Genomic DNA, 20,706 nt, shown 5'->3' on the forward strand with positions numbered 1-20,706 from the left:
GCCTGCGCCACCTTTCTGCAAGACCTGTTGCGATGATCCGCATCGACACCATCTGGCTCGCCACCGAGCCCATGGACATGCGCGCCGGTACCGACACCGCGATGGCACAGGTGGTAGCAGTGTTCGGTGCGGCGCAGCCGCACTGTGCTTATCTGTTTGCCAACCGCCGCGCCAATCGCATGAAAGTGCTGGTGCACGACGGGCTGGGCATCTGGCTGGCGGCGCGCCGCCTGCATCAAGGCAAGTTCTTCTGGCCGGGTTCTCGGCACGGTTCGCAGATAGAATTGGGCTCCGAGCAACTGCATGCTCTGGTGCTAGGTTTGCCTTGGCAAAGGGTCGGGCCAGGCAACGCGATTTCCATCGTATAACGCCTGGCATGACCCACCTAGGCCGTGCAATTGTCCGATGAGCCTATCGTCGGTTTTAGCCTGCTCTGGCAAAATCGGCGGCATGACTTCACTACCCAATCTCGACCAACTAAACCCTGAACAACTGCGCGCTCTGGCAGCGCAGTTGATGCAGCGAGTCGAGACGCTGGACCAACAAGTCGAAACAATGGGCAAGACCGTCGAGACCATGGGTAAGAGGATCCATCATGGTCAAACGGTGATCGAAAAGCTGAGCCACGAGACGGCGGCGGTCGTCTACGACTTCAGCCCCAGCCGCGCCGGTGAGCATGCTCGTAACTTCCTGCAAGACTGGAAGGGCAAGCTGGTCTGTGATGATTTCGGGGGCTACAAGGCCAGCTTTGAAATCGGCGTAACCGAAATCGGTTGCATGGCCCATGCAAGACGCAAGTTCTTCGAGCTACACGCCACCAACAAGAGCCAGCTCGCCGAGCAGGCCTTGCGCTACATCCAGTTACTTTACGAAATAGAGAGTGAAGTCCGCGACCTTGAACCGGATTTTCGCCACCGAATACGGCAAGAAAAAGCTGTGCCGGTGATGGGTGCACTGCATGCCTGGATGATCGCCCAGCGCCTACTTGTGCACGATGGCTCGGCTATCAGCAAAGCACTGGATTACAGCCTGAAACGCTGGACGGCGCTGTCGCGCTATCTCGATGACGGGGCCGTACCCATCGACAATAACTGGTGCGACAACCAGATCCGACCATGGGCGTTGGGTCGCAAGAACTGGCTCTTTACAGGTTCACTGCGCAGCGGCAAACGGGCTGCGGCGATCATGAGCTTGATCCAGTCGGCGCGGCTCAATGGGCATGATCCGTATGCTTATCTGAAGGACGTCCTCACGCGCCTGCCGACGCAGCGGGCACCAAATCTTGCAGGACTGCGAAAATAAAAAAGCTCCGTAGATCATGGATCTACGGAGCTCGTTTAAAGTGGAGGCCGAGGTCGGAATCGAACCGGCGTAGGTGGATTTGCAATCCACTGCATAACCATTTTGCTACTCGGCCTCAAACATCTGATGTCAGTAGCACAACATCAAACGTGTAAACTCGTATCTGGAAACAAGAGTCTAATCTAGCTTCCAACCCTTTGAAATCTAAGGGGTTTTCGTGTTCCCTAAGCAGGAATGGACGCAATTCTGGACTGGTTCGAAAGGCATGTCAAGAACTGGAGGAAAATAATTCGAGATCGTTTCGAGTCGAACGCTGCGACCTCCAAAAGATCGCCCCTTCAATGACTCGCCGCCACTGCCCGCTGCAACCGCTGCCGATACTCGCTCGGAGTCTCGTGCATTTCATGGCGGAAGTGCCGATTGAAATTCGATAAGTTGGCGTAACCCACTTCAAAGCAGATATCGGCAACGCTGAAACTGCTTTGCGCCAGTAAACGGCAGGCGCGCTGGACGCGCAGTTTGCGCGTCAGGTCGACGAAGGTATGGCCAGTGGCGCGTTTGAAGAATTTGGAGAAGGCCGGTTCGTTCATGTCCAGTCGCTGGGCGATGACGGACATGCGCAGCACATCAGCGAGATCGTTCAGAATGTAGTCGAACACAATGCTCATGCGCTGGGCCGTCAATGCGTCGAGCATCGGCGCATATTGCAGGCTGGCGAGCGTCTGTCGCTCGCTGTCGGGGGCTGAGGCCAGCAACTGCAGCAACGACAGGAACAGGCACAATCGCTGCAATCCGTGGCACTGACCGATGTCTTCCAGCAGTCGAGCCGCCTTTTTGCGGGTAATGCCGTGAAATTCGATGCCCTGCGCTGCCTGGCGAAACAGGCTCTGCAACTCGCTGAGTTCAGGGAACTTGTCGCGCAGTTGCATCAGCATCTGACCATCGAATTGCAACACGACGTCGCGGCCGGCAATCACCTCCCCTTTGCCCAGATCGCTGATCCAGTCGTGTGGCAGACCGGGGCCGATCAGGGCGACATGGCCGGCCTCGAACAGGCCGATGTAGTCACCGGCCAACAGTCGACCGCTGCCTTCGCGGATCAGGTGGATCTCGAATTCCGGATGATGGTTCCAGCGCGCAAGGTCGAAGGGATAGTCATGCTCATACCAACGAAAGCTGTGCTGGGGCTCGTTCAGAATGACTTCAAGCGCTGGCGGCTTGTCTGCGGTTACGTGATGGTTCATCACTCTGGCGATCCCATTTTTTGTTGGTTTTATCAAGGCTACCGCGAACCCCGGGACGAGTCGAAGCGGATTCGAAACTCCACGGCGCTGTTATCAGACTCACACTAAGCAGACAACAAGCCTAGCGCGCTATAGAGCGGCCACTGATACTTTTTTTCCATGGTCTGCATGGTTAAAAAAGTATCAGTACTGCGTATGCCATTCATTTGTTCACCGCTTGGGATGCTGTAATCCTGTGGTCATCCCGTTGCGGTTATGACTCGCACGTGGACTACAACAACAATAAGAGCCTCTGCCGCACAAGGCGCAGAGCGGAGAACACGATGAAGATCATTCCAAGCGCGTTTTTTCTGTCCGCCGGCCTGTCCTCTGCCCTGCTCTGCCAGGCTGCCGAAACGGTGACCATCGCCACCGTCAACAACAGTGACATGATCCGCATGCAGCGGCTGTCCAAAACGTTCGAACAGCTGCATCCCGACGTGAAGCTCAACTGGGTGGTGCTCGAAGAGAACGTTTTGCGCCAGCGCCTGACCACCGATATTGCCACTCAGGGTGGTCAATTCGATGTGCTGACCATCGGCACCTACGAAACACCACTGTGGGGCGCCAAGCATTGGCTGCAGCCGATAAAAGACCTGCCCGCCAGCTATGACCTCGCGGATATTTTCCCCTCGGTTCGCCAGGGACTATCGGTCAATGACACGCTCTATGCCCTGCCGTTTTATGGCGAAAGCACCCTCACCTATTACCGCACCGACCTGTTCGTCGCCGGTTCCTTCATTACCGACAAAACCCAAAGCAAAGTGGCTGACAGCGTCGGCTTCGTTGCCGCGCCCACGCAAGTCACCGACAAGGGCTCGTCCTGGCTCTATGCCTGGTCGCTGGCTATCCCGGCGACGTCCAAACATAAGGAAGCCGCCAAAGCCTTTGTGCCCTGGGCGACCTCCAAGGAGTACATCCAACTGGTCGCCGAGAAGGATGGCATCACCAACGTGCCGCCGGGCACCCGCATGTCCACCTACAGCGACGCCTACTTGCAGGCCGCGCCTTTCGCCAGTGTCACGCTGAAAATGATGCAGCACGCCGACCCTGCGCACCCTTCAGCCCAACCCGTGCCCTACGTCGGTATCCAGTACGTGACCATTCCTGAGTTCCAGGCCATCGGCACATCGGTTGGCAAGCTGCTGTCTGCGGCGCTCACCGGGCAGATGCCGGTTGAGCAGGCCCTGGCCTCTGCCCAGCAAACCACCGAACGCGAGATGAAACGCGCGGGTTATCCCAAGTAGTAACGACTGGGTGCAATCCCTGTGGGAGCGGGCTTGCCCGCGAAGAGGCCGGCACATTCACCATTGATGCTGCCTGACACGCCGCCTTCGCGGGCAAGCCCGCTCCCACAGGGTTCTTCGCAACCTGACGACCGCTTTCGATGCCCTCAATGGGGGCGTCTCTTTAGCTCTAATGAATGGATGGAAAAAATGAAACGTCTGGAAGGAAAAAGCACCCTTATCACCGGTTCTGCCAGAGGCATCGGGAGAACGTTCGCGCAGGCCTATATCCGCGAAGGCGCCACGGTCGCGATCGCAGACATCAATCTGGAACGGGCACGAGCCACCGCTGCCGAGCTGGGGCCTGATGCTTATGCAGTTGAGATGGACGTTACCCATCAACCATCGATAGACAGTGCAATCGCCGCTGTCGTCGCGAAAACGGGCAAGCTCGATATTCTGATCAACAACGCGGCACTGTTTGATCTCGCGCCGATTACCGAGATTTCTCGCGACAGCTACGAACGACTGTTCTCGATCAACGTGTCCGGCACCCTGTTTACGCTGCAGGCCGCGGCCAAACAGATGGTCCGTCAGGGCCATGGCGGCAAAATCATCAATATGGCCAGTCAGGCCGGTCGACGCGGTGAAGCGCTGGTCGCGGTGTATTGCGCGACCAAAGCCGCAGTGATCAGCCTCACACAATCGGCCGGTCTCAACCTCATTCCCCATAAGATCAACGTGAATGCCATCGCGCCGGGTGTGGTGGATGGCGAACATTGGGATGGCGTCGATGCGCTGTTCGCCCGCTATGAAAACCGGCCGCTCGGAGAAAAGAAACGGCTGGCGGGTCAGGAGGTCCCGTACGGACGCATGGGCACGGCGGAGGACCTTGTCGGCATGGCGATCTTCCTGGCATCGGCCGAAAGCGATTACATCGTGGCGCAGACTTATAACGTCGATGGCGGTAACTGGATGAGCTGACGGGCTTTGAAACCCGGATCACACAGTCTTGAATCAGAGAACCTGTGGCGAGGGAGCTTGCTCCCGCTTGAGTGCGTAGCCCTCACAAAAATCGGCAATTGTTGTCAGATTTTGGGGCTGCTACGCAGCCCAGCACGAGCAAGCTCGCTCGCCACAAAGGTAGGCATGCCCTATGCGGACCAAACAGGCCATGTCTGCTGCACCCACGCAATAAGTGTGGATGAGTCGTCGACCCGACGTCCTCAGTGTCCGCGAATGTAGTGCTCCAGTTGCCGAATCAAATCGGCCTGCTCGACGATGGCCTCCTTGACCAGATCGCCGATCGACAACAGCCCTATCAGTTCGCCGCTCTCCAGCACGGGCAAATGGCGCAAATGGCTGTCGGTCATGACCGCCATGCAACGCTCGATACTCTGCTGACTGTCGGCGGTCACCACCGGCGCGCTCATGATCTCGCGCACTGGCGTACCGACCGAAGAGCGGCCCTGCAGAACCACCTTGCGCGCATAGTCACGCTCGCTGACGACGCCGACCACCTGCCCGTCCTCGATGACGGGCAACGCGCCGACGTTCTTCTCGGCCATCATTTTCAGGGCTTCGAGGACCATCTGATCCGGTGCGATGCTGTGCACCTGCTGGTTTTGCACGACTTTCAGTTTGAGCAACTGTGCGGCTGTCTTCATCAACGTTCTCCGATGCGGTTCAGGGTGGCAGTCAAGCCGCCGCGACTTCCACGATGCCGGCGTTCAGGCGCACCGGCCAGACCCGCAGGCGCTGCTCCGGATACTCCAGGCAACTGCCGTCTTCAAGACGGAAATGCTGCTTGTAGATCGGCGAAGCCACCACCAGATCGCCCTTGAGGCTGCCGATCAATCCGCGGCCGATGACGTTCGCGCCGGATTGCGGATCATGGTTGTCGATGGCGTAGAGGGTGCGACCCTCGGCCTGCGGCAGGTAGAACAGCGCCACCTGGGCGCCGTCGAGCCAGACGACCACGCCGGAGTTGCTGACCAGATCCTGCTGGCTGCACACCGCTTGCCAGGCCTGAGCATTGGCCGCGGTTGCAAGGGCATCGACACGCTGGGTAGTGGGCTGGCTCATCAGGCATTCTCCTCGGTGACAGGGATAAGGTTGAGTTCGGCGGCCATGATCGGCCGGCGTTGACCGCGTTCCTGAACAAAATGGATGTCCGGGTCTGGGCGCTGATCGTTGACGAAGGTACGGAAGCGCTTGAGTTTTTCCGGGTCTTTGAGGGCGTTGGCCCATTCGCATTCGTAGCGGTTGACCACCAGTTGCATCTGCGATTCAAGTTCCGCGCCAAGTCCCAGGCTGTCGTTGATGATCACGTCCTTGAGGTAATCCAGACCGCCCTCCAGGCTTTCGCGCCAGACCGAAGTGCGCTGCAGTTTATCGGCGGTGCGGATGTAGAACATCAGGAAGCGGTCGATGTAACGGATCAGGGTTTCATCGTCGAGGTCGGTGGCGAACAGCTCGGCGTGGCGTGGGCGCATGCCGCCGTTACCGGCTACATAGAGGTTCCAGCCGTTCTCGGTGGCGATCACGCCCACGTCCTTGCTTTGCGCCTCGGCACATTCACGGGTGCAACCGGAGACCGCGAATTTGAGCTTGTGCGGCGAGCGCAGGCCTTTGTAGCGATCCTCAAGGGTCAGGGCCATTTTCACGCTATCCTGCACGCCGTAACGGCACCAGGTGCTGCCGACGCAAGACTTCACCGTGCGGGTCGATTTGCCATAGGCGTGCCCGGTTTCGAAACCGGCCTCAATCAGCTCGGACCAGATATCCGGCAACTGATGCAACTGCGCGCCGAACAGGTCGATCCGTTGGCCGCCGGTGATTTTGGTGTAGAGGTCGTATTTCTTCGCCACCACGCCAATCGCGATCAGCTTGTCGGCTGTGATCTCGCCCCCGGCAATGCGTGGCACCACCGAATAGGTGCCGTTTTTCTGCATGTTGGCCATGAACGTGTCATTGGTGTCCTGCAACGGCACCAGCGAGGCGTCCATGATCGGCTGGTTCCAGCACGAGGCGAGGATCGAGCCCACCGCCGGTTTGCACACGTCGCAACCGGTGTGGCCGCGGCCGTGCTTGGCCAGCAGTTCTTCGAAGGTGATCACCCCCTCTACCCGCACCAGCGCATAAAGCTCCTGACGGGTGTAGGCGAAGTGTTCACACAGGCTCTTGTCGACACTGACGCCACGGGCGATCAATTCATGTTCGAACACTTGCTTGAGCAGCCCGGCGCAACCGCCGCAACCGGTGCACGCCTTGGTCTGCGACTTGAGCAGGCCCAGGTCGGTGCAGCCACCGTCGATGGCCGAGCAGATCGAACCCTTGGTGACGTTATGGCACGAGCACACCGTTGCCGACTCGGGCAATGCACCCGGGCCCAAGGTTGGCGCGCCGGTGGACGATGGCAGAATCAGGCTGGCGGGTTCCGACGGCAAGGCAATGCCGTTCTGCATGTATTGCAGCAAGGTGTCGTAGTAGCTGTTGTCGCCGACCAGCACCGCGCCGAGCACGCGTTTGCTGTCAGCATCCACCACTAACCGGCGATAGCTGGCTGTGGCTTCATCGATGAACTGATAGCTGCGCGCACCTGGCGTCTGGGCGTGAGCATCGCCGATGGAGCCGACATCGACGCCGAGCAGTTTGAGCTTGGTCGACATGTCGGCGCCCTGGAATGGCTCCGCGACTTGATCGCACAGCAGCGACGCGACGCCACGGGCCATCTGGTAACCGGGGGCGACCAGACCGAAGAGGCTGCCATTCCAAGCGGCGCACTCGCCGATGGCATAGATGTTCGGATCGCTGGTCAGGCACTGATCGTCAATCACCACGCCGCCACGCGGACCGATGTCCAGCGCACATTGCCGGGCCAGCGCATCTTGCGCGCGGATCCCGGCGGAGAACACGATCAGGTCGGCTTCAAGAAATTCGTCATTGGCAAAATTCATCCGGTAGCGGTACTGCTCGCCGGCGCTGATCGACTGCGTGCCTCGGGACAGATGCACACCCACGCCAAGCCGCTCGATTTGCGCCTTTAGCGCCAAGCCACCCTGCTCATCCAACTGCACCGGCATCAGGCGCGGGGCAAATTCCACCACATGCGCTTCCAGGCCCAGGCTTTTCAGGGCGTTGGCCGCTTCCAGGCCGAGCAGACCACCGCCGACCACCACGCCGCGCCGCGCATTGGCCGCTGCGGCACGAATCGCGTCGAGGTCTTCAAGGGTGCGATAGACCAGGCGCGAGTCACCTTCGGCCCCCTCAATAGGCGGAACGAAAGGATAAGAACCGGTGGCCAGAACCAGTTTGTCGTACGAGACGCAACCTTGTGCGGTGATCACCTGACGGCGGTCACGGTCGATTTCCAGCACAGGCACGCCCAAGTGCAGGGTGACGCCCGGCGTCTGGTACAGAGAGGCTTCGCCCAGGGCCAGCGACTCGGCATCGCGACCACCGAAATACTCGGACAGATGCACACGGTCGTAGGCACGCATCGGCTCTTCGCTGAAGACATGCAGGCGATAGTGGTCAAGGGCGCCGCGCTCGATGAGCTGCTCGACACAATGATGTCCGACCATGCCATTGCCGATCACGATCAGTGTGTGCAGTTTGTTCAACCCGGCAACATTGGAATTCATAGTAAGCACCCAGCCAAAGCCAATCACGGTTAAAAAAGCAAAAAAAAACGCCTGAAACCTCTCGGCTTCAGGCGTCTTTGCCTGTTCTTCGCGGTGTTCGACCTGGCGTCTTCGCCTGATCCACCGATGTTGCCCACGACCTGCTCGGCCGGTCGATCTTCGTTGACCGACGGGGCTGCCCCTCTTTTTCAGATGGGGCTGAAGGGGTAATGCAGCCTTTGTGCCAGTCCGCGGCGTATGACTTCCTCAGTTCTGGAAAACCGGCTGCTGAACGATGGGGAGATTTGATAAAGACTGCGGCCCAGGCGGGTTTCATCAGGCGCGAGTCAACTTTGCAGGCCCCCGCGAGCGGGTGGGCGGACGTGGGAGCTGAAGGAAGGAATAGCTCAGGAAACCGCTTCGCACTGGTGCACGTTGTCAGGCATGGCTCTTTAAAAGTGCATGCTGCTACGTTCTATTTGGGCTTAGGCCCCGTGAGTAATGCCAGTCAGTTAAGCGCGAATCCCTGTGGGAGCGAGCCTGCTCGCGATAGCGGTGGATCAGTCAATATTGATGCTGAATGTTCCGCCGTCATCGCGAGCAGGCTCGCTCCCACAGGTTTCCTCAACATTACCGGAATGCGCGTGTTTAAAAGCCCTGAAGGTTACTTCCTGCAAGCTACAAGAACTTGCGCCGTTGCCTACGCTTACGCCAGAATCCGCCGGCTTGTGCGCCTTGGGGTTGCTCGGTAACTTGATCCCTGTCACTGCCCTTCAGTGATCGGGTTTAGTCGCCCGGGGTTACAAGCAAGGTGTACAAGCTCTTGTCAGTCAGGCATTTCCATGCCTGCACTTGATGGTGGTTGTGCGCAGGGCGCCTTCGGGCGCGCCGGCTTTGCTAGCTTCCCCGGTCGACTAACCTGCGTACAGCTGCCTCCCTCTCGTTTAGTCGCAGGAGGGTGGCACCCAATCAGAGAAGCCAGCTTATGCTCAAGGTCACACCCAATCCGCCGGACACCGATCCGGTCTCCCCCTACGAACCCAATTCAAAAAAACTCAACGAGGCCGCCGAGCGGGCTCTCGATTATCACCTCAACTCGATTGCCGACATCAAAGCCACCCCGCGAACACGCAGCACCCTGTTCTCCGTGGCCCCAGAAGCCACGGCCGAAACCCTGGCGGTTTTTTTGGTCGAGACGCTGGCCTCGGTCGATGTGATGGTGCATCAGTTGGTCGATCACCTGGAGGGTGAGTCGCGCTACGCCCTGCTGGGTATTTCAAACAGCATCATGGTGGCGGAGATCACCGCGAACCGGGTTCTGGATCACATTAATACGCCTGAGTAGGTGTGGGCTGTTGTGATGAGTGAGTGACTGACGCAGGGTTGTGCAGTGATCCTTTTTTGGGGCCGCTGCGCAGCCCAGCGGGAGCAAGCTCCCTCGCCACAGGTGGGCAAGCGTCAATGCCGGTAAGTTAAGCCGCGGAACCTGTGGGAGCGTGGCTTGCCCGCGAAGAACGATGACGCGTAATACCTGAAAAACCGCGGTGCATTCTTCGCGGGCAAGCCCGCTCCCACAGGATTTTCGTCGCTCAAATTTCTTAACTTACCGGAATTCGGGCAAGCATCGTCTTCAGCAGCACCGCGTATTGCATTTGCCACGGCCGAGGCCGCGACCTTTTGGCGCATGCCGGCGGGCCATCGATTGAGCGCCACAGGGCAACAGTTTGTTAACATCCATGCGCTTTTTTTCGTCTGATTGATCAGCCACTGTAGATTCCCGGTCGCTACACAGGATGCTTTTTTCCATGAGTACGTTGTATACCCGTCGCACGGTCCTGCAAGGCATGAGCCTGTTGAGCCTTGGCCTGCTCGCCGGCTGCGATGACAGCAGCAAGCTGTCGTTCAAGTACGGCAAGGACCTCAGCGACAAGATCATGGGGCGTACCTTCAAACTCAAGGACACCCAGGGCGAGTACCGGATGTTGGGCAACTACCGTGGCCTGATGCCGATGATCTTCTTCGGCTTCACCCAATGTCCAGCGGTCTGCCCGACGACGCTGGCCCGAGCGGCACAGGCGAAAAAACTGATGGGCCGCGATGGCGAACGCCTGCAAGTGATCTTCATCACCCTGGACCCCGAGCGCGACACACCCGAAATGCTCGACAAATACGTCAAGGCCTTCGATCCGAGTTTCGAGGCGCTGCACGGTACGCTGGAAGAAACCGCCGCCACCGCCAAAGAGTTCGGTGTGTTCTTTGAAAAGATCCCGAGCGGTTCGACCTATACCCTCTCCCACACCGCGACCAGCTTCGTTTTCGACTCCCGAGGCAATTTGCGCCTGGGGCTGTCCGCGTCCCTTACCGCTCAAGAGTGTGCAGAAGACCTGCTCACCGTCATGGAGGTCTGCTGATGACTTCGATCTACGCACCACGTATTAAACAGCTGGGTATCAAACAACTGGTTCTAGGCCTTTCCCTGATTGGCATGGCCTGGCAGGTGTCCGCTCAAACCCAGGTGAATGACGCCTGGGTTCGCGCGACGGTGGCCGGCCAGCATTCGACCGGCGCCTTCATGACCCTTCAGGCCGACAGCGACAGCAAACTGCTCAGCGTGCAGTCGCCGGTCGCGAACACCGTGCAAATTCACCAATCCAGCATGAAAGACGATGTGATGAGCATGAGCCAGGTCGAGTCCGTCGCGCTGCCGGCCGGCAAACCGGTAAGCTTCGATCCCCATGGCTATCACATCATGCTGATGGACTTGACCGCCCAGGTTAAGGAAGGCGACAAAGTGCCCCTGACCCTGACCGTGGAAAACGCCAAGGGCGAAAAAGAGACGATCAAGGTTGACGCCGAAGCTCGCGCGCTCGGCATGCAGGATCACAGCAAGATGCATTGAGAGGCTCAATCCCGGCCCGTCTGATCGCAGGTGTTGCTGTGGTGTTCGGAGAACCCTCAGCGACACTTCGTAAATAACGAATTATTGGTAAAGAATATTCGATTTTTCTTCGCTGCAATCTCCCCGCTAGCATGACTCTGTCGGCTCCAGAATAAGTCCAGACAGGGAGAACGACATGCAACCCCTGAACATTGGTGAACTCTGGATGTGGTTCGCCTTCATCGTCTTCGTTCTTGCCATGCTGGCCGTGGATCTGTTTGTCTTCGGCGGTCGCAAGGCGCATCGGGTATCGGTGCGCGAGGCGTCGTGCTGGGTGATTACCTGGTGCGCGCTGGCACTGGCTTTCGCGGGATTGCTCTGGTGGTACTTGAATGGTGAGTTCGGGCCCGAGATCGCCCAACGCAAAACCCTCGAATTCCTCACGGGCTATTTGATCGAGCAGTCGCTGTCGATCGACAACATGTTCGTCTTCGTGATGATTTTCAGCTACTTCGCCGTACCGCCAGAGTTGCAACGCCGAGTGTTGCTGTACGGTGTGCTTGGGGCAATCGTGATGCGTGGGGGGATGATTTTCGCCGGCGTGTGGCTGGTGTCGCAGTTCGCATGGCTGCTGTATGTGTTCGGTGTGTTCCTGATCATCAGCGGGATCAAGATGCTGGTATTCGCCCATCAGCCGCCTGACCTCGATAAAAACCCCTTGTTGCGCTGGATACACAGCCATCTGCGGGTCACCAACGGGTTTCATGGCGAGCTTTTTTTTGTAATGCAAAACAGTCGGTACTGGGCGACGCCGATGTTTCTGGTGCTGGTGCTGATCGAGGCCAGCGACCTGATGTTTGCGGTCGACAGCATCCCGGCGATCTTCGCCATCACCACCGATCCGTTCATTGTGTTCACGTCGAACATCTTCGCGATCATGGGCCTGCGTGCCCTGTACTTCCTGCTGGCCGACATGGCTGACCGCTTCCACCTGCTCAAATACGGTTTGGCGATCGTGCTGGTGTTCATTGGTGCCAAGATGACGCTGATGCCGTGGCTTCACATGCCGGTTGAATGGTCGCTGGCCGTTGTTGGCGGGATCATTCTGACTTCGGTGCTGTTGAGTCTGATCTTGACTCGCAAGGAGGATCAAATGCGATCCCTGTAGCTGCCGAATGCGATCTTTTGTCGTATTCGCCTGCCCTCACCTGATAATCTGAGCGCCCTTGCCTGCATGTCTCTGATGGATCATCGGCGCGAAAAGACGCCTCGATGATCACTTCATCCCTTTCAATCAAGACAACGGTGACTCTCTTGCTCAGCAGCACCCCTGCAATTGCCCGCGATATCGATGGCAAAACCATTTCTGCCAAGGTCCTCGACGAGGTCCGGGAAGAGGTTCTGGCCCTGGCCGGCCAGCAGATCTATCCCGCCCTGGCGGTCGTGTTGGTCGGTGACGACCCGGCCAGCCACGTTTATGTGCGCAATAAACTGCTGCGCGCCAAGGAAGTCGGCATCCGCTCCCTTGAATACCGCCTGCCGGAAACCACCAGCCAGGCCCAGGTTCTGGAACTGATTGCGCAACTCAACGCCGACGCCACGGTGAACGGCATCCTGGTGCAACTGCCCTTGCCGAACGCTATCGATGAACAGGCGGTGATCCATGCCATCGACCCAATCAAGGACGTGGACGGTTTTCATCGGGAAAACGTCGGCGGGCTGGTGCAAGGCATGGAGGTACTGACCCCCTGCACGCCTAGCGGCTGCATGCGTCTGCTGCACGAGACCTGCGGTGATGACTTGAGCGGCTTGCACGCGGTGGTCATCGGTCGTTCGAACATTGTCGGCAAACCGATGGCGACCTTGCTGTTGCAGGCCAACTGTTCGGTCAGCGTGGTGCACTCGCGCAGCGTCGATGCCCCCGCGTTGTGCCGGTTGGCGGACATCGTGGTCGCGGCGGTGGGCCGGCCAGAGTTGATCGACGCCAGTTGGCTCAAGCCTGGCGCAGTGGTGATCGATGTCGGCATCAACCGCATTTCCAGTGAGTCCGGCAACCGTCTGGTGGGCGATGTCGACTACGCCAGCGCCCGTACCGTCGCCCGTGCGATCACCCCGGTTCCCGGTGGCGTCGGGCCGATGACCATTGCCTATCTGCTGAAAAACACCCTGATCGCCAGCCAGTTGCAGCGCGCCGCGCAGGCCCGCGGGCAGCAGCCTGTGGACGACCTGGCGTTGAACTGAATACAACGCACAGTCAGTTAAGACGCGGGACCTGTGGGAGCGGCGGTGCGACGATTCGACTTGCCCGCGATGAGGGCGAGTCAGTCGATATTAATGTTGACTGATACACCGCTATCGCGGGCAAGCCCGCTCCCACAGGGATTGTGCTCAACTGACTGGTGTTGGGCTGTGTCAGTCGGGCGTCGAAACCTGTTTATTTCCCGGCGTGCAGCACCTGTGCTTGCGGCATCGCCGAAGAGTGGTGGTTGAGAATCTTCCACTGACCGCCCACTTGCTCGTAGACGAAGGTGTAACGGGCCTGCACCTGACGGGTCTTGCCATCGGCTTCGGTCAGGAAAAAGGTGTAGACGCCGCTGTCCATTGCGACATTGGCGCCCAATGGACGGATCTCACGGTAGTTGATCTGGCCCACCGGCTTGAGCGCCATGAAGTGATCGAAGTAGTCCTTGATCTGTGCCGGGGTGGTGCGCACCTGATTGGAAACCGTCGGCTGCAGCACGGCGTTCGGCGCGTACAGGTCGACCACGCTCTGAACATTGCCGCTCTTCAACGCGCTATTCCATTGATCAAACAGTGCGGCGATTTCACGATCCTTCACGTTACCGGGCTGTTCGGCCACGCTGCTGTAAACGTAAGGCACTGCCTCCAACGCGTGGGCCAACGGGGCGGTCAGAGCGAACAACAGGGCGATGGTTGAGGTCTTGAATTTCATTGCGCTAATCCAATGGTGGTCGAGAGTTCTACTGTGCCGCTCGAAACGCCCCCCGCCATCGGCCAACCGGAGTCATTTGCCTATGCCATTCGGCAGATGGCGCCCTGCCCCGTTAACACGGTTTAATGACGCCCCTGCCCGAACGGGCGCGCCTGCGCCGGAATATGTCCATGCAAACCCCTGATCACGACCCCGGTAGCGCCCTGGCCATTCGCACCCAGTATCGGCAATCGCAAAGTCGCGCCGCGCGCTTGCGGTTGCTGGTGGATACCGGCCAGGAACTGACGCAACTGGTCCCCGAGGCCATGCGCCAACGCGTGCTGCAACGGGCCTGTGCCTTCCTCGCAATGGACCACGCGCTACTGCTGGAATGGGACGTGGATGCGCAGGTCAGGACCACCGCCAGTCATGGTAGCCGTGATCGTTTACACAGCCTCGAACACCTCGCCGATACCGCGATGCGCACCCCGCAATGGCAGGAACAGCCGAGCGCGGTTCTGCCTAATGTGCTGCGGGTGCCTTTGCGCGGTGGTGATGGCGCGGCCTTCGGTGCGTTGGTGCTGGCCAACAGTGTCAGCATCAGTGCACCGGACACCGAGGACATCGAATCCCTGCAATTGCTCGCCACCCTCCTGGCCGCGCACCTGGAAAACCAGCGGTTGCTGGATGCACTGGTCGCCCGCGAGCGCACCATGTCCGATCTGGTGCATCGGCTGTTCAGGGCCCAGGAAGACGAACGCAAACGCATGGCTTACGACCTGCACGACGGCCTGGCACAAACCCTCGCCGGGCTGCATCAGCGCCTGCAAGGTTTTGCCGGTCGCTGCCCGCCACTGCCCGAGGAACTCGGTGCGGACTTACAGACGATTCTTGCACTGGCCCAGCATTGCGTCGGTGAAGGCCGGCAATTGATCAGCGGCCTGCGCCCGACCGTGCTTGACGATTTTGGCTTGCTGAAGGCGGTCGACAAAGAAGCGGATCGCCTGCGCGACGCCGGGATCAAAGTGAACTGGAGCACGCGTTGCGAAGCACGCTTGCCCAGCCAGGTGGAAATCGCCCTGTTCAGGATTGCCCAGGAAGGAATCAACAACGTTCTCAAACATGCGCAGGCCAGCCACGTCGTCCTGGCGCTGGAATTGCACGAAGGGCAAGCCTCGCTACGAGTGGACGATAACGGCAAAGGCTTTGCCATGGAACAACGGCTCGACACCTGCGGCACCCGGCATTTGGGGCTCGCCGCGATGCAAGAACGCGCAAGCCTGCTGGGCGGTGATTTCACCTGCGTCAGTCATGCGCATGGCGGAACGCAACTGCGCGCCACCGTCCCTTCTGACCTCAATGGAACAGCTCAATGACTGAAGTTTTACGTCTGGTTCTGGCGGACGATCATGAGGTCACCCGAACCGGTTTCGTCGCGCTGCTGGCGGGCCATCCACAATTCGAAGTAGTCGGCCAGGCCCGCGATGGCCAGGAAGCGGTGGACGTGTGCGAGCGCCTGCTGCCCGACATCGTCATCCTCGACATTCGCATGCCCGTGCTCAACGGACTGGGTGCGGCGCGAATTCTGCAGCAGCGCCTGCCGGCCCTGAAAGTGGTGATCTTCACCATGGACGACAGCCCGGATCACCTGGAAGCGGCGATGAATGCCGGCGCCGTGGGCTACCTGCTCAAAGACGCCAGCCGCGATGAAGTGATCAACGCCCTGCAACGCGTCGCTGCGGGTGAGGAAGCCCTCAATAGCGCGGTCAGCGCCCGTTTGCTGCGGCGCATGACCGACCGCAACGCCAGTGGTGCCGCGCCTGCCGAAACCTTGACCGCCCGCGAACGCCAGGTCCTCGGGCTGGTGGCCGGCGGTTGCAGCAATCGTGAAATCGGCGAAGAACTCGGCATCACTACGGGTACGGCCAAGGCCCACGTGGAGCGGGTCATCGGCAAACTCGGCGCCGCCGACCGAACCCAGGCCGCTGTCCGTGGCATCGCCCTGGGTCTGGTGAGCCAGTCATGAAGGTTTCAAACGCTCGCCGTTGGGCCGATCTGCCATTACGAGGCAAAGCCCTCGTGGTGATTTCCCTGCCGTTGGTGATCCTGATGCTCTCGCTGGTGCTGATCTACATCACTGAGCGTCAGACCGCACGCGCGGAAGAGGACGTACGCCGTGTGCTGCTGGTGCAAGGCGATATTCAGGCCGTGCACACGCTGCTCGCCGAGGCCGCCGCCAGCGTGCGCGGTTATCTGCTGACTCGTCGCGAGGATTTCCTGCCGGGTTATCGACAAGCCAAGCCCTTGATCGAATCGGCCCTGCGCCGACTCGACAGCAATGTTCGCGACGTGCGGGTGCGCAAACATCTGGAGGCGATCACACCGTTGATCGAGACCAAGGTCCAGGGCCTGGTTGAACTGCTCGATGATCGAAGCGCCACGCCCGAGTCGATCACCACGATCCTGATCAACAACAAGCACATCCTCGACGAATTGCGCGAACGCATCAGCGCCATGCGCACCCTTGAAGACACGCTGCTGGCCGAGCGCACCGCGGCGGCCGCCTCCACTCGCCAACGCTTGTTGTTCTCCACTCTGCTGGCCGCGGCTTGCGGGTTGTTTGGCGCTATTGTGGCGGTGCTGTTTCTGTCCAAGGGCATCGTCGCCCGGGTCAAACAGGTTCAGGGCAACGCACAACGGCTGGCACTCGGTCAGCCGTTGTTGCCGCAACCGCCAGAGAACGATGAGATTGGTCAGTTGGGCACACGCCTGGTCGAGGCTGGGTTGTTGCTGGCCGAACGTGAACGAGCCTTGCGCGACAACGAAGAACGCTTGCGGCTGATCATTGACGGGGTGAAGGACTACGGTATTTTCGCCCTCGACACACAGGGCTTCGTCACTAGTTGGAATGCGGGCGCCGAACGGATCAAGGGCTACACGGAACAGGAGATCGTCGGCCAGCACTTCTCGGTGTTTTATCTGTCGCAAGAGTGCCCGCAGCATCCCGACATGGCGCTACGCGAGGCCACTCGCGATGGTCATTACATGGAAGAGGCCTGGCGTTGTCGCAAGGATGGCAGCCGCTTCTGGGCCAGTGTGGTGATTACCGCGCAATACGACAGCAGTGGCGCCCTGCGCGGATTCTCCAAGATCACCCGCGACATCACCGACCGCCGTGCCGCCGAGATCGCGCTGAGCACCGCACGCGAAGAGGCCGAACGCGCCAGCCGCGCCAAAAGCGAATTCCTGTCGCGCATGAGCCACGAACTGCGTACCCCGCTCAACTCCATTCTCGGCTTCGCACAACTGCTGGACATGGACTCGCCCAAGGGACAGCGGGCGCAGATCGGTCACATCCTGCGGGCCGGACAACACCTGCTGACCCTGATCAACGAAGTGCTGGACATCGCCAAGATCGAAGCCGGGCGCCTGCCATTGAATGTCGAAGCGGTGCCCCTGGCGGTGGTGCTGCAAGAAGCCCTGACGCTGGTATCCCCTATGGCTTGCGACGCGGGCATTCAGCTGGTTGAACTGCCTATGCTGGCCGCCGACGGCGGGATCGTCGCCGATCGGCAACGTTTGGTTCAGGTGCTGCTGAACTTGTTATCCAACGCGATCAAATACAACCGGCCTAAAGGCCAGGTACACATCGAAGTCAGGGTCATTCAACAGCGAATTGCCGTGTCGGTCTGCGATACCGGCAAGGGCATTGCGGCCGATCGACTGGATCAACTGTTCAAGCCGTTCGAGCGCCTGGAGAGCGATCCGAATGTGGAAGGCACCGGCCTGGGTCTGGCCTTGAGCAAGAGTCTGCTGGAAATGATGAACGGCAGCCTGACCGTCCAAAGCCAGCCCGGCGCAGGCTCCAGTTTCACCCTGGAGCTGCCCTTCGAGCGCCTGCAGCCAGCCGCCGAGCCACTTGTTGCACGAATCAACCACCCAACGGTCGCCGCCGCCCTCACCGTCCCCGATTATCAGGGCAAAGTGCTGTGCATCGAAGACAATCTCTCCAGCCTGGCCCTGATCGAAACCCTGCTGCAACGACGGCCGCACATCCAATTGCTTTCAAGCATGCAGGGGCAAATGGGTCTGGATCTGGCCCGTCAACACGCGCCGCAACTGATTTTGCTCGACGTGGCGCTGCCGGATCTGGATGGTTTCAATGTACTGCAACGCTTGCGCCAGTCTTCCATCACCCGCGCCATTCCAGTGCTGATGATCACCGCCGATGCCAGCGACCTCACTCACCTGGCCTTGCTGGAAGCGGGAGCGACCGCAGTGCTGACCAAGCCGATTCACATTCCTTCATTCCTCGCCCATCTTGACCAGTATCTACCGGAGCCCGCGTGAACACCGACCTGCGTATTCTGATCATCGACGATCAACGGCCCAACCTCGACTTGATGGAGCAATTGCTTGTCCGCGAAGGGCTGACCAACGTACTGAGCAGCACCCAGCCGCTGCGAACCCTGGACCTGTTCAACAGCTTCGAGCCTGACCTGGTGATTCTTGACCTGCATATGCCGGAGTTCGATGGCTTTGCCGTACTGGAACAACTCAACCGGCGCATCCCGGCCGGCGAATACCTGCCGATCCTCGTGCTCACCGCCGACGCCACCCGCGATACCCGACTGCGCGCGCTGGCTCTGGGCGCCAAAGACTTCATCAGCAAGCCACTGGATGCCCTGGAAACCATGCTGCGCGTCTGGAACCTGCTTGAAACCCGCGCACTTTATAAAGCCTTGCGCACCTTGGTCCCGGCAGATCAGATCGAGTTGCTGCGCCAGTTAAAGCCGCACCCAGTTAGCTGACTGAAGGGGCGGAATCACTGACGCTTTGCTACTGAATGTCAGGTCACGGGGCTGGCTCGGTATTTTGGCGACCGGTTGCAGAAAGCCCAGCAAGGCCTGCTGGGTGTCATTCCAGGCCGTCGGGTGTTCCATATCAAGGAAGTGCCCGGCGTTTTTGATGGTATGAAACTGAGCCTGACGGGAATGAGCTGCAAAAAGACGGGCGTCTTCCGCCGAGGTGTACTCATCCCGTTCGCCGTTGATAAACAGCAGTGGAACTTCGATGGCATCGGCACAGGAAACGTAGCAGTGAGTGTCCTGGGTCAGCACCTCATTGACGTGAAAATGCATCTGCCGGTATTCGTGTTCGTCCAGGCTGCTGACATGGCGTTCATTGAAACGCTTGAACAGCGATGGCAAGTGCTTGCCGATGGTGCTGTTGATCAAGCGTCCGACATTACGCCGGTCGCACGCGTGGAGAAAATGCCGGCCGCTCTCGAGATAATCGCGCATCGGCGTATTGATTCGCGCGGCGAAGGAACTGATTACCGCCTTTTCGATTCGCTGCGGCCGCTGCGCCAGTGCCAATAAGGTCGCCGCCCCGCCCCAGGAAAATGACAGCACATGCTGCGCGCGAAAGTGCTCGATCAACTCCAGCAGAATTGCGGCCTCGTCTTCCTTGCGGATCGGTTGGTCATGCTGGTTGTGTTGTTTCGATTGACCGGCGTAGGGCTGATCGTAGAGGACCACATTGAAGCGTGGCCGCAGGTAACGCACCGTTTGAGCAAAGGATGCGGTCGTTGCCAGTGAGCCATTGACCAGAATAATGGTCTTGTCGGCGGTGGCGTTGAGATAATGCTCGGTATAAACCTTGTACTTCTTACCAATCTCGACGATCGCAGTTTTCAGCATCATTTCATTCTATTCCTTGAACAAATTGGGTCAACACACAGCCTGAATGACTATCCGGCTTCCTCCGGGCAAGCCTGACAGCAAGAACCAGCGACAACGGTACAAGGGCGCTGAGATGAACGCCATGACTAGTAAGTCACAACCAGACCAACGGTTCACAGTTAAGCAGGAATTTCTCCATCTGCAAGCCCGCAAGCTTGAAAGTCGCGGCCCTGACGCCCCGACGCTCTGCCAACATCCGTCTATGATTGTCGGAAAGTTCCCAATTATTCGCGACCATGCTCACCAGCGGAATCTGCCGGAGTCCAGCATCATCATCGAGTACCTGGATCGACTGTATCCAGGCACGCACAGACTGATTCCAGACGATTGGGAGAGCGCGCTGGAGGTCCGGTTATGGGATCGTTTCTTCGACCATTATGTACAAGTGCCCTTGCAACAGATTGTCAGTGATCGACTACACGCGACCAACGGTGATTTGACCAGGGAGCGATCTACGCTGGAAACGGCGTACGGCATGCTCGACCGCCGAATGGCGTCCAGAATCTGGGTGGCCAGCCCGCAACGCATGATTGCGTGCAGAGCAAACTGCATTTGATCTGGCGCGAGAACAACGACAACCCGGCGTTTGCGATGTTGCTGGAGGGGATTCGAAAGGCTATGAGGGAGGGATGGGAATTTTGAATTGCCTGGGTCCGTTCCCGGTGTAGGAGCTGGCTTGCCAGCGAAGGCGGCCTCACGTCATGCCGCGCCAATGA

Annotated in this window: 18 protein-coding genes, 1 tRNA gene and 3 pseudogenes; 15 read left to right on the forward strand and 7 right to left on the reverse strand. The window is 59.2% G+C overall.

All coding sequences use genetic code 11. The features are described from left to right. Positions 1-32: 32 nt before the first annotated feature. Positions 33-368, forward strand: coding sequence for an IS66 family insertion sequence element accessory protein TnpB (tnpB, locus tag IC37_RS03120; protein WP_030128782.1), 336 nt, complete (start codon positions 33-35; stop codon positions 366-368). Positions 369-636: 268 nt separating this feature from the next. Continuing rightward, positions 637-1,302 (forward strand): annotated as a pseudogene (locus tag IC37_RS03125) (IS66 family transposase); the annotation flags it as partial. A gap of 41 nt (positions 1,303-1,343) precedes the next feature. Here IC37_RS03125 and IC37_RS03130 read toward each other — a convergent pair. Both IC37_RS03130 and IC37_RS03135 read right to left on the reverse strand, forming a co-directional pair. After that, positions 1,344-1,417 (reverse strand) — tRNA-Cys (locus tag IC37_RS03130). 223 nt (positions 1,418-1,640) lie between these two features. Further along, positions 1,641-2,546, reverse strand: coding sequence for an AraC family transcriptional regulator (locus tag IC37_RS03135; RefSeq protein ID WP_030128784.1), 906 nt, complete (start codon positions 2,544-2,546; stop codon positions 1,641-1,643). A 323-nt stretch (positions 2,547-2,869) separates the two neighbouring features. Here IC37_RS03135 and IC37_RS03140 point away from each other — a divergent pair, with 323 nt between their 5' ends. Together IC37_RS03140 and IC37_RS03150 are read left to right on the forward strand one after the other, a co-directional pair. Beyond that, complete coding sequence (locus IC37_RS03140) at positions 2,870-3,832, forward strand: extracellular solute-binding protein (RefSeq protein WP_030128785.1); 963 nt, start codon at positions 2,870-2,872, stop codon at positions 3,830-3,832. A gap of 189 nt (positions 3,833-4,021) precedes the next feature. Then, positions 4,022-4,795, forward strand: coding sequence for an L-iditol 2-dehydrogenase (locus tag IC37_RS03150; RefSeq protein ID WP_030128786.1), 774 nt, complete (start codon positions 4,022-4,024; stop codon positions 4,793-4,795). 242 nt (positions 4,796-5,037) lie between these two features. On the opposite strand, the gene IC37_RS03155 is transcribed toward IC37_RS03150, so the two are convergent. Genes IC37_RS03155 through nirB form a run of 3 tightly spaced genes read right to left on the reverse strand, consistent with a single transcriptional unit; the run spans position 5,038 to position 8,457 of the window. Next, entirely contained in the window at positions 5,038-5,478 is a 441-nt protein-coding gene (locus tag IC37_RS03155; protein ID WP_030128787.1) for a CBS domain-containing protein, read from the reverse strand. 31 nt (positions 5,479-5,509) lie between these two features. Beyond that, positions 5,510-5,896, reverse strand: a complete 387-nt coding sequence (gene nirD / locus IC37_RS03160) for a nitrite reductase small subunit NirD (protein ID WP_030128788.1) — start codon at positions 5,894-5,896, stop codon at positions 5,510-5,512. Next, positions 5,896-8,457, reverse strand: coding sequence for a nitrite reductase large subunit NirB (gene nirB / locus IC37_RS03165; protein WP_030128789.1), 2,562 nt, complete (start codon positions 8,455-8,457; stop codon positions 5,896-5,898). The genes nirD and nirB overlap by 1 nt, the downstream gene beginning before the upstream one ends. 964 nt (positions 8,458-9,421) lie before the next feature. Here nirB and IC37_RS03170 point away from each other — a divergent pair. The 5 genes from IC37_RS03170 to IC37_RS03190 all read left to right on the forward strand — a co-directional run bounded on the left by IC37_RS03170 (position 9,422) and on the right by IC37_RS03190 (position 13,555). Next, positions 9,422-9,781 (forward strand): DUF6124 family protein, encoded by a 360-nt coding sequence (locus IC37_RS03170; protein WP_030128790.1) that lies wholly within the window; start codon positions 9,422-9,424, stop codon positions 9,779-9,781. 460 nt (positions 9,782-10,241) lie between these two features. Further along, a complete protein-coding gene (locus IC37_RS03175; RefSeq protein WP_030128791.1) occupies positions 10,242-10,847 on the forward strand; it encodes an SCO family protein in 606 nt (201 codons plus the stop codon). Beyond that, positions 10,847-11,335: a copper chaperone PCu(A)C gene (locus IC37_RS03180; RefSeq protein ID WP_030128792.1), complete on the forward strand. Its 489-nt coding sequence runs from the start codon at positions 10,847-10,849 to the stop codon at positions 11,333-11,335. Before IC37_RS03175 ends, IC37_RS03180 begins: the two co-directional genes overlap by 1 nt. 175 nt (positions 11,336-11,510) lie before the next feature. Further along, positions 11,511-12,482: a TerC family protein gene (locus IC37_RS03185; RefSeq protein ID WP_030128793.1), complete on the forward strand. Its 972-nt coding sequence runs from the start codon at positions 11,511-11,513 to the stop codon at positions 12,480-12,482. A gap of 104 nt (positions 12,483-12,586) precedes the next feature. Beyond that, the gene (locus tag IC37_RS03190) at positions 12,587-13,555 is read left to right on the forward strand and encodes a bifunctional 5,10-methylenetetrahydrofolate dehydrogenase/5,10-methenyltetrahydrofolate cyclohydrolase (protein ID WP_143519144.1); all 969 of its coding nucleotides are present in this window, start codon (positions 12,587-12,589) and stop codon (positions 13,553-13,555) included. Positions 13,556-13,748: 193 nt separating this feature from the next. Here IC37_RS03190 and IC37_RS03195 read toward each other — a convergent pair whose 3' ends face one another. After that, positions 13,749-14,267 carry an SgcJ/EcaC family oxidoreductase gene (locus IC37_RS03195; protein ID WP_030128795.1) on the reverse strand — a complete coding sequence of 173 codons (519 nt, stop codon included), beginning with the start codon at positions 14,265-14,267 and terminating at the stop codon, positions 13,749-13,751. Positions 14,268-14,437: 170 nt separating this feature from the next. Between IC37_RS03195 and IC37_RS03200 the strand changes: the two genes are divergently transcribed. From IC37_RS03200 to IC37_RS03215, 4 genes are read left to right on the forward strand one after another with little or no spacing between them, the layout of a single operon-like run. Then, positions 14,438-15,622 carry a sensor histidine kinase gene (locus IC37_RS03200; protein WP_030128796.1) on the forward strand — a complete coding sequence of 395 codons (1,185 nt, stop codon included), beginning with the start codon at positions 14,438-14,440 and terminating at the stop codon, positions 15,620-15,622. Then, positions 15,619-16,272: a response regulator transcription factor gene (locus IC37_RS03205; RefSeq protein WP_030128797.1), complete on the forward strand. Its 654-nt coding sequence runs from the start codon at positions 15,619-15,621 to the stop codon at positions 16,270-16,272. The genes IC37_RS03200 and IC37_RS03205 overlap by 4 nt, the downstream gene beginning before the upstream one ends. Continuing rightward, positions 16,269-18,596, forward strand: coding sequence for an ATP-binding protein (locus tag IC37_RS03210; RefSeq protein WP_030128798.1), 2,328 nt, complete (start codon positions 16,269-16,271; stop codon positions 18,594-18,596). Before IC37_RS03205 ends, IC37_RS03210 begins: the two co-directional genes overlap by 4 nt. Continuing rightward, a complete protein-coding gene (locus IC37_RS03215; protein WP_030128799.1) occupies positions 18,593-19,057 on the forward strand; it encodes a response regulator in 465 nt (154 codons plus the stop codon). Before IC37_RS03210 ends, IC37_RS03215 begins: the two co-directional genes overlap by 4 nt. Here the strand turns inward: IC37_RS03215 and IC37_RS03220 are convergent. Next, the gene (locus tag IC37_RS03220; protein WP_030128800.1) at positions 19,034-19,951 is read right to left on the reverse strand and encodes an alpha/beta fold hydrolase; all 918 of its coding nucleotides are present in this window, start codon (positions 19,949-19,951) and stop codon (positions 19,034-19,036) included. The two genes, IC37_RS03215 and IC37_RS03220, sit on opposite strands and share 24 nt — an antisense overlap. A 247-nt stretch (positions 19,952-20,198) precedes the next feature. Here IC37_RS03220 and IC37_RS03225 point away from each other — a divergent pair. Beyond that, a pseudogene (locus IC37_RS03225) lies at positions 20,199-20,525 on the forward strand (glutathione S-transferase family protein); the annotation flags it as partial. Next, a pseudogene (locus IC37_RS30825) lies at positions 20,525-20,632 on the forward strand (LysR family transcriptional regulator); the annotation flags it as partial. The pseudogenes IC37_RS03225 and IC37_RS30825, both read left to right, overlap by 1 nt. Positions 20,633-20,706 lie beyond the last annotated feature (74 nt).

The sequence above is a fragment of the Pseudomonas sp. QTF5 genome (assembly GCF_000512695.2).
Lineage (GTDB): Bacteria > Pseudomonadota > Gammaproteobacteria > Pseudomonadales > Pseudomonadaceae > Aquipseudomonas.

Excerpts from the sequence above, each read along its gene's own strand:
- IC37_RS03185 (WP_030128793.1), top strand. The coding sequence starts at position 11,511 with ATGCAACCCCTGAACATTGGTGAACTCTGGATGTGGTTCGCCTTCATC.
- IC37_RS03135 (WP_030128784.1), bottom strand. The coding sequence starts at position 2,546 with ATGAACCATCACGTAACCGCAGACAAGCCGCCAGCGCTTGAAGTCATT.
- IC37_RS03200 (WP_030128796.1), top strand. The coding sequence starts at position 14,438 with ATGCAAACCCCTGATCACGACCCCGGTAGCGCCCTGGCCATTCGCACC.
- nirB (WP_030128789.1), bottom strand. The coding sequence starts at position 8,457 with ATGAATTCCAATGTTGCCGGGTTGAACAAACTGCACACACTGATCGTG.
- IC37_RS03170 (WP_030128790.1), top strand. The coding sequence starts at position 9,422 with ATGCTCAAGGTCACACCCAATCCGCCGGACACCGATCCGGTCTCCCCC.
- IC37_RS03190 (WP_143519144.1), top strand. The coding sequence starts at position 12,587 with ATGATCACTTCATCCCTTTCAATCAAGACAACGGTGACTCTCTTGCTC.
- IC37_RS03140 (WP_030128785.1), top strand. The coding sequence starts at position 2,870 with ATGAAGATCATTCCAAGCGCGTTTTTTCTGTCCGCCGGCCTGTCCTCT.
- IC37_RS03150 (WP_030128786.1), top strand. The coding sequence starts at position 4,022 with ATGAAACGTCTGGAAGGAAAAAGCACCCTTATCACCGGTTCTGCCAGA.
- tnpB (WP_030128782.1), top strand. The coding sequence starts at position 33 with ATGATCCGCATCGACACCATCTGGCTCGCCACCGAGCCCATGGACATG.
- IC37_RS03175 (WP_030128791.1), top strand. The coding sequence starts at position 10,242 with ATGAGTACGTTGTATACCCGTCGCACGGTCCTGCAAGGCATGAGCCTG.
- nirD (WP_030128788.1), bottom strand. The coding sequence starts at position 5,896 with ATGAGCCAGCCCACTACCCAGCGTGTCGATGCCCTTGCAACCGCGGCC.
- IC37_RS03220 (WP_030128800.1), bottom strand. The coding sequence starts at position 19,951 with ATGATGCTGAAAACTGCGATCGTCGAGATTGGTAAGAAGTACAAGGTT.
- IC37_RS03195 (WP_030128795.1), bottom strand. The coding sequence starts at position 14,267 with ATGAAATTCAAGACCTCAACCATCGCCCTGTTGTTCGCTCTGACCGCC.
- IC37_RS03205 (WP_030128797.1), top strand. The coding sequence starts at position 15,619 with ATGACTGAAGTTTTACGTCTGGTTCTGGCGGACGATCATGAGGTCACC.
- IC37_RS03155 (WP_030128787.1), bottom strand. The coding sequence starts at position 5,478 with ATGAAGACAGCCGCACAGTTGCTCAAACTGAAAGTCGTGCAAAACCAG.
- IC37_RS03180 (WP_030128792.1), top strand. The coding sequence starts at position 10,847 with ATGACTTCGATCTACGCACCACGTATTAAACAGCTGGGTATCAAACAA.
- IC37_RS03210 (WP_030128798.1), top strand. The coding sequence starts at position 16,269 with ATGAAGGTTTCAAACGCTCGCCGTTGGGCCGATCTGCCATTACGAGGC.